Raw genomic sequence first — 15,601 nt, 5'->3', positions numbered from 1 at the left:
GTCTCAGCGGTCGAAGCGCATGCGCCGCAGGCGCGAGTCTCGACCGCTGAGACGCGAGACTCCCCGGGGCCGCGAACTGCGACGCCGGAGGCGGCGCGATTCAACACAGTAGAGTTCACGGCATGCGGATTCCGTCGGCGATTGTCACCGGTCTTGCCCTGACATTGATGCTGTCGGCGTGCGGATCGGGTGGGAACTCCGACTCGTCGAACGGTCCGGTCCGGCCGCCGCGGAAGGTGGCGGCGCTCGGTCCGTTCGTCGGCGAATGCGGCCATGTGACCGATGACGAGGTGCGGGCCGCGGCGGGGCTGTTGCAGATCTCCCAGGTGCGCCGGAATTCGGTCGGTTGCAACTGGCAGTCCGCCGGACTCGATTCGCCCAGCGTCACCTTCGCGTCGTACCGGGGCAGTCCGATCGATCGGGAGCGTGCCTGGGTTTCCACCCAGGGCAGGAATCCGCAGACGATCGACGTCATCGGGCACAAGGGGTTCCAGTCGCTCGCTCCCGGCGGCCAGGTGTGCGATCTCGCGGTGCAGCTCGGCGACGACTTCTTCGAATGGTCCATGTCGTATGGCATTTCCCAGGGGCCGAATCCGTGCGATCGGATGCACAAGCTGGCCGAGTTGACCGTGCAGCGGTTGCAGTAGGGGAGAACTTGATGATGATGCGCGGGAAGCGCTGTGCCCTCGTCGCGGCCGCATTGTTGACGGTCGCGGTCTCGGTGGGCGGCTGCGGCCGGACCATCAATGGGAATCCCCAGGCCGCGGGGTCGAGCGATTCGGTGAACACCAAATTCGACAAGCTGTTGCGCGAATGCGATGCGGTGGCCATGGATCAGATCGGCGATATCGTCGGCGGCAAGGGCTCCTACGCCCAGCCGACCTTCTACGGCGCGGTGTGCATGTGGGAGGTGCAGGGCGCGCCGGGCGGCAACGCCATGGCGACGCTGAACTGGTACGAGCTCGGTTCGCTCACCAATGAGAAGGCCAACAACGACCGGCTCGGCTACAGCACCACGAACGTCAACTTCGGCGAGAGTCTCGGGTTGCAGACGCTGCGGCCCAACGATCCGGATTCGTGTGGGATCAGCGCCGCCGCGCCGGATACCGGCATCGTCGGCTGGTGGATCAACTATCGCGCGGGCTCCGCGCACCCCGACCCGTGTGCCGCCGCGCGCAAGCTCACCGAGCTGACCCTGAATCTGGCCAGGTGAGCCGGTATCGCAGCACCCCCGCTTTGACCCTCCGTCGTGGCCACGGGTATCGTGGATCGCTGTGCCCGGAAGCATGCGGGCAAGTTCGTGCGGAAATGTAGGCCAGCGAGAGCGGCTGACCTCTCCGGCATGCCCAGAAAAGGGCTATGTTTCTCGTACGACACGCCCGACCTCGGGACGCGAGAAACGTGGACGGACGTGCGAGCCAACGCTCGATGACAAAGACATGAAGTTCCAGACACCGCGTTAACTAATAAGGAAAGCCGGTCTATGCCAACCATCAACCAGCTGGTCCGCAAGGGTCGCCGCGACAAGGTCGCCAAGACCAAGACTGCGGCCCTGAAGGGGAGCCCGCAGCGTCGTGGCGTGTGCACCCGCGTGTACACCACGACCCCGAAGAAGCCGAACTCCGCGCTGCGTAAGGTCGCGCGTGTTCGCCTGACCAGCGCGGTCGAGGTCACGGCTTACATCCCGGGCGAAGGCCACAACCTGCAGGAGCACTCGATGGTGCTCGTGCGTGGCGGTCGTGTGAAGGACCTCCCCGGTGTGCGCTACAAGATCATCCGTGGCTCGCTCGACACCCAGGGTGTGAAGAACCGCAAGCAGGCCCGCAGCCGCTACGGCGCCAAGAAGGAGAAGAGCTGATATGCCGCGCAAGGGCCCCGCACCCAAACGTCCGTTGATCAACGACCCGGTCTACGGGTCGCCGCTGGTCACCCAGCTGGTCAACAAGATCCTGCTCGACGGCAAGAAGTCGACCGCAGAGCGCATCGTCTACGGCGCGATGGAGCAGGCGCGCGAGAAGACCGGCACCGACCCGGTCGTGACGCTCAAGCGTGCGCTGGACAACGTCAAGCCCTCCCTCGAGGTGAAGCCCCGCCGCGTCGGTGGCGCCACCTACCAGGTTCCGGTCGAGGTTCGGCCGGGCCGCGCCAACACCCTTGCGCTGCGCTGGCTGGTCAACTTCGCCCGCGCCCGTCGGGAAAAGACCATGGTCGAGCGTCTGGCGAACGAACTGCTGGACGCCAGCAACGGCCTCGGCGCTTCGGTGAAGCGTCGCGAGGACACCCACAAGATGGCCGAGTCGAACCGGGCCTTCGCGCACTACCGCTGGTGATTGCCGTCCGGCCCGTCACTCACGTCGGCGCCGGCAGGCAGTCAGTCGGTGTGGCACTGCGGTGCCACTTCCGGCGTTGACATAGTGATGACCCGGACACCGGGTCTCGTACCCGAAGATCGCAACTAGCTACGAGACGGGAAGATTTCCGTGGCACAGGACGTGCTCACCGACCTGAACAAGGTCCGCAACATCGGCATCATGGCCCACATCGATGCCGGTAAGACCACGACAACCGAACGCATCCTCTTCTACACCGGCATCACCTACAAGATCGGTGAGGTCCATGACGGCGCGGCCACCATGGACTGGATGGCGCAGGAGCAGGAACGCGGTATCACGATCACGTCGGCCGCGACCACCTGCTACTGGAATGACAACCAGATCAACATCATCGACACCCCCGGGCACGTCGACTTCACCGTCGAGGTGGAGCGTTCGCTGCGCGTGCTCGATGGTGCCGTCGCCGTCTTCGACGGCAAGGAAGGTGTCGAGCCGCAGTCCGAGCAGGTCTGGCGGCAGGCCGACAAGTACGACGTCCCGCGCATCTGCTTCGTCAACAAGATGGACAAGCTGGGCGCCGACTTCTACTTCACCGTGCAGACCATCAAGGATCGCCTCGGCGCCAAGCCGCTGGTCATCCAGCTGCCGATCGGTGCGGAGGACACCTTCGAGGGCATCGTCGACCTGGTCGAGATGAATGCCAAGGTCTGGCGGGGCGAGACCAAGCTCGGCGAGCAGTACGAAGTCGTCGAGATCCCGGCCGATCTGAAGGAGCGGGCCGAGCAGTACCGCCAGGAACTGCTGGAGACCGTCGCCGAATCGGATGAGGCGCTGCTGGAGAAGTTCTTCGGCGGCGAGGAGCTCTCGATCGAGGAGATCAAGGGCGCCATCCGCAAGATGACCGTCAACTCCGAGCTCTACCCGGTGCTGTGCGGTTCGGCGTTCAAGAACAAGGGCGTGCAGCCCATGCTCGACGCCGTGATCGACTACCTGCCGACCCCGCTGGACGACGGCGGCGCCGACGGCCACGTGCCGGGCAAGGAAGACGAGATCATCCACCGCGACGCGAGCATTTCCGAGCCCTTCGCGGCGCTCGCGTTCAAGGTCGCGACGCACCCGTTCTTCGGCAAGCTGACCTACGTTCGCGTGTACTCGGGCAAGGTCGACTCCGGCGCCCAGGTCATCAACTCCACCAAGGGGCGTAAGGAGCGGCTGGGCAAGCTGTTCCAGATGCACTCCAACAAGGAGAACCCGGTCACCGAGGCGCAGGCCGGCCACATCTACGCGGTCATCGGCCTGAAGGACACCACCACCGGTGACACCCTGTGCGATCCGAACAACCAGATCGTGCTGGAGTCCATGACCTTCCCGGACCCGGTCATCGAGGTCGCGATCGAGCCGAAGACCAAGGCCGACCAGGAGAAGCTGGGCACCGCCATCCAGAAGTTCGCGGAGGAGGACCCCACCTTCAACGTGAAGCTGGATCAGGAGACCGGCCAGACCGTCATCGGTGGCATGGGCGAGCTCCAGCTCGACATCTACGTCGACCGGATGAAGCGCGAGTTCAAGGTCGAGGCCAACATCGGCAAGCCGCAGGTCGCGTATCGCGAGACCATCACCAAGGCGGTCGAGAAGCACGAGTACACCCACAAGAAGCAGACGGGTGGCTCGGGCCAGTTCGCGCGCGTCATCATCGCCCTGGAACCGTTCAAGGGCGAGGACGGCGCGACCTACGAGTTCGAGAACAAGGTCACCGGCGGTCGCGTGCCGAGGGAGTACATCCCTTCGGTCGACGCGGGCATCCAGGACGCCATGCAGTACGGTGTCCTCGCCGGTTACCCGCTGGTCAACCTGAAGGCCGCCCTGCTCGACGGCGCCTACCACGAGGTCGACTCCTCGGAAATGGCGTTCAAGATCGCGGGTGCACAGGCCCTCAAGGAAGCGGCCCGCAAGGCCGGTCCGGTGATCCTCGAGCCGCTCATGGCCGTCGAGGTCACCACGCCCGAGGACTACATGGGCGAAGTGATCGGCGACCTGAACTCCCGCCGTGGTCAGATCCAGGCCATGGAGGAACGCAGTGGTGCCCGTGTCGTCAAGGCGCTGGTTCCGCTCTCGGAGATGTTCGGTTACATCGGTGACCTGCGGTCGAAGACCCAGGGCCGGGCGAACTTCTCCATGGTGTTCGACTCGTACGCGGAGGTTCCGGCCAACGTGTCGAAGGAGATCATCGCCAAGGCGACCGGCGAGTAATTCAATTGAGGCAAGATGTCACACTTGCCTCAATAGCCGGGAGTCTGCACGACCCCCCGTAAATAAAAATCGCACTGCTGCAACTGCACGCACCAACAAGTCCAGGAGGACAACAAGTGGCGAAGGCGAAGTTCGAGCGGACGAAGCCGCACGTCAACATCGGCACCATCGGTCACGTCGACCACGGCAAGACCACGCTGACCGCAGCGATCACCAAGGTGCTGGCTGACAAGTACCCGGACCTGAACGCGGCCTTCGCGTTCGACCAGATCGACAAGGCGCCGGAAGAGAAGGCTCGTGGTATCACGATCAACATCTCCCACGTCGAGTACCAGACCGAGAAGCGCCACTACGCGCACGTCGATGCTCCGGGTCACGCCGACTACATCAAGAACATGATCACCGGTGCGGCGCAGATGGACGGCGCCATCCTCGTGGTCGCGGCGACCGACGGCCCGATGCCGCAGACCCGCGAGCACGTGCTGCTGGCCCGCCAGGTCGGCGTGCCCTACATCCTGGTCGCGCTGAACAAGGCCGACATGGTCGACGACGAGGAAATCCTCGAGCTCGTCGAGATGGAGGTCCGCGAGCTGCTGGCCGCCCAGGAGTTCGACGAGGAGGCTCCGGTCGTCCGCGTCTCCGGTCTGAAGGCGCTCGAGGGCGACCCGAAGTGGACCGAGTCGGTGCTCGAGCTCATGAACGCCGTCGACGAGTCCATCCCGGACCCGGTGCGTGAGACCGACAAGCCGTTCCTGATGCCGGTCGAGGACGTGTTCACGATCACCGGTCGTGGCACCGTCGTCACCGGTCGTGTCGAGCGCGGCGTGATCAACGTGAACGAGGAAGTCGAGATCGTCGGCATCCGCCCGACCGCGACCAAGACCACGGTCACCGGTATCGAGATGTTCCGCAAGCTGCTCGACCAGGGCCAGGCGGGCGACAACGTCGGTCTGCTGGTTCGTGGTATCAAGCGCGAGGATGTGGAGCGCGGCCAGGTCGTCATCGAGCCGGGCACCAACACCCCGCACACCGAGTTCGAGGGCCAGGCGTACATCCTGTCGAAGGACGAGGGCGGCCGCCACACCCCGTTCTTCAACAACTACCGCCCGCAGTTCTACTTCCGCACCACCGACGTGACCGGTGTCGTTACCCTCCCCGAGGGCACCGAGATGGTCATGCCGGGCGACAACACCGAGATGAGCGTCAAGCTCATCCAGCCGGTCGCCATGGAAGAGGGCCTGCGCTTCGCGATCCGTGAGGGTGGCCGCACCGTCGGCGCCGGTCGCGTCACGAAGATCATCAAGTGATTCGCTGAATCACTGAGCTGAACGGCGTCGCTCCGAAAGGGGCGGCGCTGTTTCGCGTTTCGGGAGGGGTACCGACTGGGCGGACATCCAAGGTAGTGTGGATGTTATGAGCTTTGCCTACGATGTTGTTCCGTTCAGCGATCTACTGCACCGGCCTGCTGTTACCGCTGGGCTGCTGGATCGCGTTCGGGCGCTGCGGCTGCGCCGGCGGGATGCCGGCGATCTAGCGCTGATGCGGGTGGAGCAACTTGATGCGGAGGGTGTCGTCGTCGATTTCACGGCGCGGCTGCTCGCCAGTATCGTGCGGCGATTCGGCATGGATGGAGTGCGCGAGGCGCTGCCCGATGCGGTTCCATGGGTGACTTTTCTTCCGGCGGATGATTTCGAACTGTTCCTTACCGAATTGGTTGCGGTGACACAGGGTGCGGCTGCACTGGAGAACCTGGCTCCGGTCGCTACCCTGCTGGCGCAGTGGCGGCACAGTGCCGAGGTCTATGCCGACCCGGCGCTTCGGGAGTTGCTCAGCCGTGAACCCGAGGGAGATTTCGGACCCGCCCCTATTCCGGAATCGGGGGACCTGGATCGATGAGTCCGAAGCGAGGGGACCGGGCCGCTCCGCCCGCGATTGGAGATGAATTCGAAATCCGTTTGGCGACAACCGATTCCTGCGCCGGCTGGGAGCATCTGGCAAAGCAGGCGCCGGGCAATCTGCGTCGGGCCTATGACGCCATCCGCGCGTCGCCGAGGGCGACGACGAATCCGGATCGCCAGCACCGGCTCAAAGGACAGCTGGCCTCGATGGTTTGGAAGGGCAACACCCTCGAACAGTGGCAATACGAGGTGACCGGTGGCGGCCGCATCTGGTACTTGATCGACGATGTGCAGCGGACAGTGTGGATTGTTCATGCCGGAACGGGCCATCCAAAAATTACCGATTAGCGATCCGGGGTGGGGAGGTTTGAAAAGTGGGGGTAGGCGGGGGGTTTGGGGGTTATGGTCGCTGTGAGGGTTCCGTTGGGTGCCCGAATCCGCTGGGGCCCTCGCTACAGATATTCCGGCGAGTCCAGGGAGGGGCTGCACTGTGGCGAAGGCGAAGTTCGATCGGACGAAGCCTCACGTCAACATCGGCACCATCGGTCATGTTGACCACGGCAAGACGACGTTGACCGCGGCAATCACCAAGGTTCTGGCGGAGAAGTATCCGAATCTCAATGCGATGTCCCCATTCGACGCGATCGATAAGGCGCCGGAGGAAAAGGCACGCGGCATCACGATCAATATCGCGCATGTCGAATATCAAACGGCCCGTAGACATTACGCGCACGTCGATGCGCCGGGGCATGCCGATTACGTGAAGAATATGATCACCGGCGCCGCACAGATGGACGGCGCGATTCTGGTGGTGGCGGCCACCGACGGCCCGATGCCGCAGACCCGGGAACATGTGTTGCTCGCCCGCCAGGTCGGCGTGCCCTACATCCTGGTCGCGTTGAACAAGGCCGACATGGTGGACGACGAGGAGATCCTGGAACTGGTCGAACTGGAGGTGCGGGAGCTGCTGGCCGCGCAGGAGTTCGACGAGGACGCTCCCGTGGTGCGGGTCTCGGGACTCAAAGCGCTGGAAGGGGATCCGGACTGGATCCGGTCGATCGAGCAACTGCTGGACGCCGTCGACGAATCGATTCCGGAGCCGGAGCGCGAGACGGATAAACCCTTCCTGATGCCGATCGAGGACGTCGTCACCATCACCGGCCGCGGCACCGTGGTCACCGGCCGCGTCGAGCGCGGGGTGATCAAGGTGAACGAGGAGGTGGAGATCGTCGGCATGCGGGAAAAGCGGATGAAGACGCATGTCACCGGGATCGAGATGTTCCACAAGCTGCTGGATCAGGGGCAGGCGGGCGATGCCGTCGGCCTGCTGCTGCGCGGTATCCGACGGGAGGATGTGGAGCGTGGCCAGGTGGTGGTGAAGCCGGGATCCATTACGCCGCACACCGAATTCGAGGGTCAGGTGTACATCCTGTCCAAGGATGAGGGCGGCAGGCATACCCCGTTCTTCAATAATTACCGTCCGCAGTTCTACTTCCGGACAACCGATGTGACCGGTGTGGTGACGTTGCCGAAGGATACCGAGATGGTGATGCCCGGCGACAATACCCAGATGACCGTCCAGCTGATCCAGCCGATCGCGATGGAGGAGGGTTTGCGTTTCGCGATTCGTGAGGGCGGGCGCACCGTCGGCGCGGGACGGGTCACCAAGATTCTGAAATGAGGCCGAACGGCGCTGCGGCGAAATACCCGGCGCCGTTTGATCTTTCGCGTATTTCCGATATTCGGTCGACAAGTCGGCTGGTAGTCGGTAGACATGGGGGCATGTTTCCAGCACATCCGCGAGCGCGGTAAGAAGCGGTCTCACCGATAGGGCATCGGCGGCGCCGCTCGCGCCGCGCATGATGCTCGTGCCGTCGGCGGGACGCAACAGCTCGGCGAGTGTCGTAATCGACGGAACTCGTTGCTGGAGTGGATTTCTCATGACGCGCGCAATGCTGGCCGACCTGAGCCTGGTACGCGATATCGGGATTATGGCGCATATCGATGCCGGTAAGACGACAACCACCGAGCGGATCCTGTTCTACACCGGCGTCACCTACAAGATCGGTGAGGTGCACGACGGCACCGCCGTAATGGATCGGATGCCGCAGGAGCAGGAGCACGGCATCACCATCGCCTCGGCCGCGACCACCTGTTTCTGGAACAACCACCAGATCAACATCATCGACACACCCGGGCATGTCGATTTCACCGTGGAGGTGGAGCGGTCGCTGCGGGTGCTCGACGGTGCGGTCGCGGTATTCGACGGCAAGGAGGGGGTGGAGCCGCAGTCGGAGCAGGTGTGGCGGCAGGCGGACCGGTACGACGTGCCGCGCATCTGTTTCGTGAACAAGATGGACAAGCTCGGCGCGGATTTCTTCGGCACGGTGCGGTCGATCGAGGAGCGGTTGGGTGCGAAACCGCTTGTGCTGCAACTGCCGATCGGTGCGGAGGACACTTTCACCGGCATTGTCGACCTGATCGAGATGACGGCGAAGATCTGGGACGGCGACACCGGCCATGGCATCCGCTATCGGGTGGCGCCGATTCCGGACGGGTTGCGTGCGCGGGCCGAACGGTATCGCGAGGCGCTGGTCGAACTGGTCGCGACATTGGACGAGCCGCTGCTGGAGACATTCGTCGCCGGTGTGGCCCCGTCGGTCGCGGAGTTGAAGGCCGCGGTGCGCCGGGTGACCGTCGCGTCGGCGGGCTATCCGGTGCTGTGCGGTTCGGCGTTCAAGAACAAGGGTGTTCAGCCTCTGCTCGACGCGATAATCGACTATCTGCCTTCGCCTTTGGACGGCGGCGGCGCCTACGGTCACCTGCCGGGGCAGGAGGAGACCGTGGTGCATCGCGCGGCGAGCGCGGCGGAACCGTTCGCGGCGCTGGCCTTCAAGGTCGCGGTGCATCCGTTCTTCGGCAAGCTCACCTATTTGCGGGTGTACTCCGGATGCGCGGCATCGGGTTCGGCGGTTCTCAACTCGACCAAGGGGCGAAAGGAGCGGCTGGGCAAGCTGTTTCAGATGCACTCGAACAAGGAGTACCCGATCGAGGAGGTGCGGGCCGGGCATATCTGTGCCGCGATCGGCCTGAAGGACACCACGACCGGTGACACCCTGTGCGATCCGCAGCATCAGATCGTGCTGGAGGCCATGACCTTCCCCGAACCGGTGATCGAGGTCGCGATCGAGCCGAGGACCCGCTCCGATCAGGACAAGCTCGGCACCGCGATCCGGCTGCTGGCCGAGGAGGATCCGACGTTCTCGGTGCGGCAGGATCCGGAGACCGGTCAGACCGTGATCGGCGGTATGGGCGAGCTCATGCTCGAGATCATGGTGGATCGGCTGCGTCGCGAATTCGATGTCGCCGCCAATGTCGGTAAGCCGCGGGTGGCCTACCGCGAGACCATCACCCGTCCGGTGCGACGGCTCGAATTCACCCTGCGCAAGCAACACGGTGGTTCGGGGCAGTTCGCCAAGGTGGTGCTCGCGGTGGAGCCGTTCGTCGGCGACGATGGCGCGATCTACGAGTTCGAGAGCCGGGTGTCCGGCGGACGGGTGCCGCGGGAGTACCTCCCCGCGGTCGACGCGGGCGCACAGGACGCCATGCAGAGCGGCGTGCTGGCAGGCTATCCGGTGGTTAATCTTCGGGTGGTGTTGCTCGATGGCGCCGCGCACGTGAAGGATTCGTCCGATCTCGCGTTCCGGACCGCGGCGGCGCACGCGGTCCGCGATGCGATGACGAAGGCGAATCCCGTACTGCTGGAACCGATCATGCGGGTCGAGGTGGTGACGCCGGAGCGCTACCTCGGTGAGGTGATGGGTGATCTGAGTGCCCGCCGCGGCCAGATCCACGCCATGACCGAACGTGCGGGCGCCCGCGTCGTCGAGGCGCTGGTCCCGCTGGCCGAGATGTTCGGCTATATCGGTGATCTGCGGTCCAGGACGCAGGGCCGGGCGAGCTACACAATGGTGTTCGACTCCTACGCCGCGGTTCCGGCCGAGGTCCAGCGGACGATCATCGGCAAGGCGAGCTGAATCCGCCCGGTCGGTATCGAGCCGAAAGGGTTTGGTACCGACCGGGTTCCGGTTCGGCGGCCGTCGAACGGCTACTGGCCGCTCGGCTTCACGAAGCCGACCTGGAGTAGGGCGATCGGCGGGTTCGTGCAGGCGTCCGCGTTGAAAGGCACTGTGGTGGACGCGGTTTGGTTGGGCGGGTAGATCAGCAGGAACTGGGCGGGGGTGCGCGTGCAGTCGAAGTTGCCCGCCTGCGCGTAGCGGACGGTGGTTTCGGCGGCGGCGCCGGGGGCGAGGGTGACCAATTGCGGGCTGCCGCTGTTGGTATCCCGTTCCGCACCGGGGCCGATCGTCGCGGGCGGCGATCCGGTGGCCAGCGAGACGCCCGGATAGCCGAAGAGGGTGCAGGCGGCCTTGCCCGAATTCGTGAACACCAGCTGCGTGTAGATATGCCCGGCCGCTCCCGATCCGCGACCGGCCGTCACCGTGAGATCGCTTGTCGCACAGGCGGGTACATCGGATGAGGTCGGGTTCACCGGGATGGTGGACGGGGTGGGATTGGTGATGGTCACCGATGGCCCACCCGTGGCAGGCAGGTTCGTCGCGGTGGGTGTGGTCGGCGGCCCACTCGATGGGGAGGTGGTCGATGAGCCACATGCCGCCAGCGGTAGGACAGCCGCGAGGATCGCGACAGCTGCGGGGCGCATGACGCCAGGGTAGAGCAAATCGGCGATACCCGGCGGGGAGTCGGTGGCCCTTTACCGACCGCGGAGGGCGCCGATTAACGTGTAGCAACCGGTCCCGGGCCGGGTCGTGAGCTGCGCAGTACCCATCGGAGAATTCGGAGGAACCATGGGCAAGTCTCCCCTCGCCGCCGAGCTTGGGGTCAGTACCGGCGCGTTGAAGCACGGGTTGCCGTATCTGGCGCTCGGTGCGGGGCGGCCGCTGGTTTTCCTGCGCTGGTTCACCCCCGATCACGCCAATCCGCGCGGCTGGATGCGCGAGGCGGAGATCAGGATGCTGGCGCCGCTGGCCCGGCATTTCCGGGTGTACGCGGTGAATCGCGCGCCGCGGATGGCCGAGGGCACCACCATGCGTGATATCGCCGGGCAGCACGCCGAGGCGCTGGCCGCCGAATTCGGCGGCCCGGTCGATGTGATCGGCATGTCCTCGGGCGGTTCGGTGGGTCTGCAGTTGGCCGCGGACCATCCGGCCGAGGTGCGCAAGCTGGTGGTGGTGTCGTCCGGCTACCGGTTGGAGGAGGCGGCCCGCGCCTCGCAGATGCGGTATGCGCGGGCGGCCTATGAGGGCCGCCGCGCGCTGCACCTGCTGTCCGACGCGGTGTTCTCCTCGCCCGCGCTGAGCCGGGTCGCCACCGCCGCCATGTGGCTGCTCGATCCGCTTGTGCGGCCGCTGAATCCGGCCGATACGCTGGCCTTCGCCCGGGCCGAGGACGATTTCGACATCGGCGATCGGCTCGGCAAGATAGCCGCGCCGACCTTGGTGATCGGTGGAGAGCGCGACGCCTACTATCCGACGGAGAATTTCCGTCGCACGGCGGATGGAATTCCCAACTCGCGCTTGACCATCTATCCCGACGCGACGCATACGGGTGTGCTCAAACATGCGCGTTTCACCTCTGATGTCATCGAATTCCTGACCCACTAGTGGCGCGGTGTCGCCCGCCACGAACCGCGGCGCGGTCCGGCGGTGGTGGCGGCCGTGCGCAGCAGCTGCGGCAGTTCGTCGGGATCGTCCAGGTCGTCCCAGGTCCAGCGGACCACCGACCAGCCCATAGTGCGCAGTTCGGCATCGGTGACATGGCCGGTGGCCGCAGGCTGCGGTAAACCGTTGTGGCTGTGGCCTTTTCGATCGAATTCGCCGATGACGCCGAGGTCGTCGAAGAGGAAGTCGACCGGGCCGACCGGCTCGCCCGCCTCGGTGAGGACGAAGGCCTGCAGCTCGGGTGCGGGCAGGCCCGCGCGGTGCATCGCGACCCGGCTGCGCGATTCGCCCACACATTCGCTGCGGCCGTCGAGGAACGAAATCACCTGCGCCGCTTTGCGATAGCCGGGCCGGTGTTCGGCCCGGCGCAGATGCTCGCGGAGTTCATCGGCTGTGGTCAGGCCGCGGTGCAGTGCCGCGTCGCCGACGATGACGGCCTGCTCGAATCCCTCCCATCTGGCGATATCGATGACCGTGCGCGGCGGGGTGGTGACCCGGATGCCGTTGACGATCGTGACCTCGTCCGGGGCGAATTCGGCCGAGTGCATGACGATCTGGCCGCCCATACATCCTCCGTTGCTGGTCTTGCGGGTGAGATGGACGCGATCGAACCGGGGCGCCCGGACGGGCAACCGGTGCAGCATCGCCGCCGAGGCATGGCTTGCGGCGGCGCCGGTGGGCATGAGTTCGGCGATCACGCGCACGTGCCGCAGATACCGACATTCCGGAGTGCGGTCGGTGGACGCGTCGTCCGGACGCGGTGGATTTCGCGAGCCCGACGGCCGCGCCGGGTTGCGCGAGATCAGTTGCGGTGCATCCATATCGCGATCCTCGGCCGCCGCAGGCACCGCGACAACCACCCGATCGCCGATTGGGGACAACTCCGGGGGTGTTGATAACTTTTGGTCGAAAGACCAGCTCAGCCGAGGTGCGTCATCCCCGCGGCGACCACCTGCGCGACGTTCAAGATCTCCTCCGCCGTCGGCATCGGAACCCCGTCGAGCGCGTGCAGGCGATCGGTGCTCGCGATCGCGAACATCGCGGAGACCCAGGCGGCCGCGCAGGCCCGAATGGTGCCGGGGCGCACCGGATCCGGCGCGCTGGCCTGTAGCACCCGCGCCGTGACGTCGAGCAGTTGATCGCGCAGCCTGCGCAGTTGACGCCGCACGTCCGGATGGGTGTCGGCCTCGCGCCACATGATCACCCGCAGCACCGAGGAGTGGTGATCGCGCAGGTTGAGCGCGGCGTCCAGGTTCACCAGGCTGGCGGCCGGATCGCCCGGTGCCACAACGGTGCCGATGTCATCGATCGGCGCGGCGGGCACCCGCTCGGCCATCAGCGCGGACAGGATCGAATCCTTGGTCGGAAAGTAATAGAAGACAAGGCCCTTCGGCACCTCGGCGGCGGCCGCGATGGCCGCGGTCGCGGTGGCGTCGAAACCCTGTGCGGCGAACAGCTTCTCGGCCGCGTCCAGGATGAGCTGACGGGCGTCGCCGTCCACCTTCGCGGAACGGCGGCGCCCCGCCCGGCCCGATTTCCCGGGCCTTCTGGGTATCGGCATCTGCATCAGTGATGCGGCACCATCTTGTCCAGGCGACCCGACACCATCGGCAGCGCCGCCAGCGCGGCCACCACCGTCACCACTCCGACTACCCATGCCGTCCAGGATGCGCCCTTGTGGTCGCTCGCGAAGGCCATTACCCATGGCGAGATGAACAGCAGCACGCCGAATACGCCGAGCGCGTAATCGCCGAGCGCGCCGACGGACCGGTACATCTGCACCAGACCGGTGAGCGCGATGAGCACGCCGAGCACGATCAGCGACCACATCGTCTTGTCGCTGTGCGTCACCCAGATCGGGGACAGTGCGGTGATCACGCCAAGCACGGTTACCAGGAAGTGCTGTGCGCGGCTATCGGTGAACATATGTGCCTCCTTGGGCCTCGGATTATGTCCTGTTTCCGGTATAAACCTGATTGACCGCCCGATCAATATCTGGATGGATACGATTGATGCGTCAAATTCACGGGGGCGGCTACGGGCGGTGACGCGGCATGTCATGATCGCTGGCATGTGACCGCCACCACTGTCGGGTTCAACCAAGCAGACGTTAGGGTGAGTTCGTGTCGCCTTCCGAAAAAGCCCCGATCGTGATCGTCGGCGCCGGGCTCGCCGGACTTCGTACCGCGGAGGAGTTGCGGCGGGCCGGATACGCGGGCCGGCTCGTCCTGGTGGGTGACGAGGCGCGGCTGCCGTACGACCGGCCGCCGCTGTCCAAACAATTCGTGCGCGGCGAAACCGACGACACCACGTTGCGGCCCGCGGCGTTCTTCGCCGAGAAGCGGATCGAGTTGCGCCTGGACGCCGCGGCGGTCGGTGTGGATACCGAGGCGCGCCGGGTCGAACTGGCCGACGGCGGATCGCTGGCCTACGACCAGCTGATCATCGCGACCGGCCTGCGCCCGCGCCGGTTACCCGGGCTGCCGGACCTCGGCGGCGTGCACGTACTGCGCGGGCATGCCGACGCGAGTGCGCTGCGTGCCGAATTGGCCGGTGTCAGTAGGGCGCTCGTGGTCGGCGCCGGATTCATCGGCTGCGAGCTCGCGGCGAGTTTCCGGGCGAGCGGACTCGATGTCGTTCTGGTGGAACCGCAACCGGTACCGCTGGCGGGCGTGCTCGGCGCCGAGGTCGGCGCGCTGGTGGCGCGCCTGCATGTGGCCGCAGGTGTCGATCTGCGCTGCGGGATCGGGTTGGACACCTTCGTCGCCGACAGTGCGGAACGGGTCAGCGCCGCGCGGCTGTCCGACGGCGCCGAGGTGCAGACGAACCTGGTGGTGATCGGTATCGGTTCGCGTCCGATGACCGAATGGCTGGCCGGTTCCGGTATCGCGCTCGCCGATCCGGCGGACGGCGGCGGCGTGCTCGCCGACGAGGTCGGCCGTACCTCGGTCGACGGGGTGTGGGCGGTCGGCGATGTCGCGGCGTGGTTGCACGACACCGGAATTCGCAAACGGGTCGAGCATTGGACCAATGCGGGCGAACAGGCCAGGCTGGTGGCCTGCGCGCTGCTCGGCACCGAACCGCCGACCGCGGCGCGGGTGCCGTATTTCTGGAGCGACCAGTACGACGTGAAGATCCAAGCACTCGGTACGCCGTCGGCGTCCGATGACGTGCATATCGTCGCCGACGACGGCAAACGCTTCCTGGCCTACTACGCCCAGCACGGACATCTGACCGGTGTGGTCGGCGCGGGTATGACACCGCAGGTGATGAAGGCGCGGGCCAACGTCGCGGCCGGTACGGCGATCGACGAGATGCTCGCGCCGAGCCAGTGACGCAGATCCGTGTGGGATCGATCGCCGCACTGTAATACGGTGGT

Annotated in this window: 16 protein-coding genes; 12 read left to right on the top strand and 4 right to left on the bottom strand. The window is 65.6% G+C overall.

Features of this window, described 5'->3' with window-relative positions:
- Positions 1-122: 122 nt before the first annotated feature.
- The 10 genes from LGY53_RS06280 (at position 123) to fusA (LGY53_RS06235) (ending at position 10,518) form a co-directional block, all read left to right on the top strand.
- The gene (locus LGY53_RS06280; RefSeq protein ID WP_225725638.1) at positions 123-647 is read left to right on the top strand and encodes a DUF3558 domain-containing protein; all 525 of its coding nucleotides are present in this window, start codon (positions 123-125) and stop codon (positions 645-647) included.
- 11 nt (positions 648-658) lie between these two features.
- Entirely contained in the window at positions 659-1,213 is a 555-nt protein-coding gene (locus LGY53_RS06275) for a DUF3558 domain-containing protein (protein ID WP_225725637.1), read from the top strand.
- A 270-nt stretch (positions 1,214-1,483) separates the two neighbouring features.
- Complete coding sequence (gene rpsL, locus LGY53_RS06270) at positions 1,484-1,858, top strand: 30S ribosomal protein S12 (protein WP_014353064.1); 375 nt, start codon at positions 1,484-1,486, stop codon at positions 1,856-1,858.
- A gap of 1 nt (position 1,859) precedes the next feature.
- Positions 1,860-2,330: a 30S ribosomal protein S7 gene (gene rpsG / locus LGY53_RS06265; protein WP_167478127.1), complete on the top strand. Its 471-nt coding sequence runs from the start codon at positions 1,860-1,862 to the stop codon at positions 2,328-2,330.
- Positions 2,331-2,480: 150 nt separating this feature from the next.
- Positions 2,481-4,583, top strand: a complete 2,103-nt coding sequence (fusA, locus tag LGY53_RS06260; protein WP_167478126.1) for an elongation factor G — start codon at positions 2,481-2,483, stop codon at positions 4,581-4,583.
- 116 nt (positions 4,584-4,699) lie between these two features.
- Positions 4,700-5,890: an elongation factor Tu gene (gene tuf, locus LGY53_RS06255; protein WP_225725636.1), complete on the top strand. Its 1,191-nt coding sequence runs from the start codon at positions 4,700-4,702 to the stop codon at positions 5,888-5,890.
- A 106-nt stretch (positions 5,891-5,996) separates the two neighbouring features.
- Positions 5,997-6,479, top strand: coding sequence for a hypothetical protein (locus LGY53_RS06250; RefSeq protein ID WP_225725635.1), 483 nt, complete (start codon positions 5,997-5,999; stop codon positions 6,477-6,479).
- A 59-nt stretch (positions 6,480-6,538) separates the two neighbouring features.
- Positions 6,539-6,829 carry a hypothetical protein gene (locus LGY53_RS06245; RefSeq protein WP_225725634.1) on the top strand — a complete coding sequence of 97 codons (291 nt, stop codon included), beginning with the start codon at positions 6,539-6,541 and terminating at the stop codon, positions 6,827-6,829.
- Positions 6,830-6,971: 142 nt separating this feature from the next.
- The gene (gene tuf, locus LGY53_RS06240; protein WP_167478120.1) at positions 6,972-8,162 is read left to right on the top strand and encodes an elongation factor Tu; all 1,191 of its coding nucleotides are present in this window, start codon (positions 6,972-6,974) and stop codon (positions 8,160-8,162) included.
- A 259-nt stretch (positions 8,163-8,421) separates the two neighbouring features.
- Positions 8,422-10,518 (top strand): elongation factor G, encoded by a 2,097-nt coding sequence (gene fusA / locus LGY53_RS06235; RefSeq protein WP_225725633.1) that lies wholly within the window; start codon positions 8,422-8,424, stop codon positions 10,516-10,518.
- Between the two features lie 71 nt (positions 10,519-10,589).
- On the opposite strand, the gene LGY53_RS06230 is transcribed toward fusA (LGY53_RS06235), so the two are convergent.
- Positions 10,590-11,204 (bottom strand): DUF4232 domain-containing protein, encoded by a 615-nt coding sequence (locus LGY53_RS06230; RefSeq protein ID WP_225725632.1) that lies wholly within the window; start codon positions 11,202-11,204, stop codon positions 10,590-10,592.
- A gap of 145 nt (positions 11,205-11,349) precedes the next feature.
- On the opposite strand from LGY53_RS06230, the gene LGY53_RS06225 reads away from it, so the two are divergent.
- The gene (locus tag LGY53_RS06225; RefSeq protein WP_225725631.1) at positions 11,350-12,165 is read left to right on the top strand and encodes an alpha/beta fold hydrolase; all 816 of its coding nucleotides are present in this window, start codon (positions 11,350-11,352) and stop codon (positions 12,163-12,165) included.
- Here the strand turns inward: LGY53_RS06225 and LGY53_RS06220 are convergent.
- From LGY53_RS06220 to LGY53_RS06210, 3 genes are all read right to left on the bottom strand, one after another.
- On the bottom strand, positions 12,162-13,043 hold the full coding sequence (locus LGY53_RS06220; RefSeq protein ID WP_225725630.1) for a hypothetical protein: 882 nt from the start codon (positions 13,041-13,043) through the stop codon (positions 12,162-12,164). The genes LGY53_RS06225 and LGY53_RS06220 overlap by 4 nt on opposite strands.
- 98 nt (positions 13,044-13,141) lie before the next feature.
- Positions 13,142-13,783, bottom strand: coding sequence for a TetR/AcrR family transcriptional regulator (locus LGY53_RS06215; protein ID WP_225725629.1), 642 nt, complete (start codon positions 13,781-13,783; stop codon positions 13,142-13,144).
- A gap of 5 nt (positions 13,784-13,788) precedes the next feature.
- Positions 13,789-14,148, bottom strand: a complete 360-nt coding sequence (locus tag LGY53_RS06210; protein WP_225725628.1) for an SPW repeat protein — start codon at positions 14,146-14,148, stop codon at positions 13,789-13,791.
- A 197-nt stretch (positions 14,149-14,345) separates the two neighbouring features.
- Here LGY53_RS06210 and LGY53_RS06205 point away from each other — a divergent pair, with 197 nt between their 5' ends.
- Positions 14,346-15,557, top strand: coding sequence for an FAD-dependent oxidoreductase (locus LGY53_RS06205; RefSeq protein WP_225725627.1), 1,212 nt, complete (start codon positions 14,346-14,348; stop codon positions 15,555-15,557).
- Positions 15,558-15,601: the final 44 nt, after the last annotated feature.

Source organism: Nocardia sp. JCM 34519.1, assembly GCF_020361265.1.
GTDB lineage: Bacteria > Actinomycetota > Actinomycetes > Mycobacteriales > Mycobacteriaceae > Nocardia > Nocardia arthritidis_A.
The sequence above is the reverse complement of the archived record's forward strand: the minus strand, read 5'-3'. Positions and strand labels throughout refer to the sequence as shown.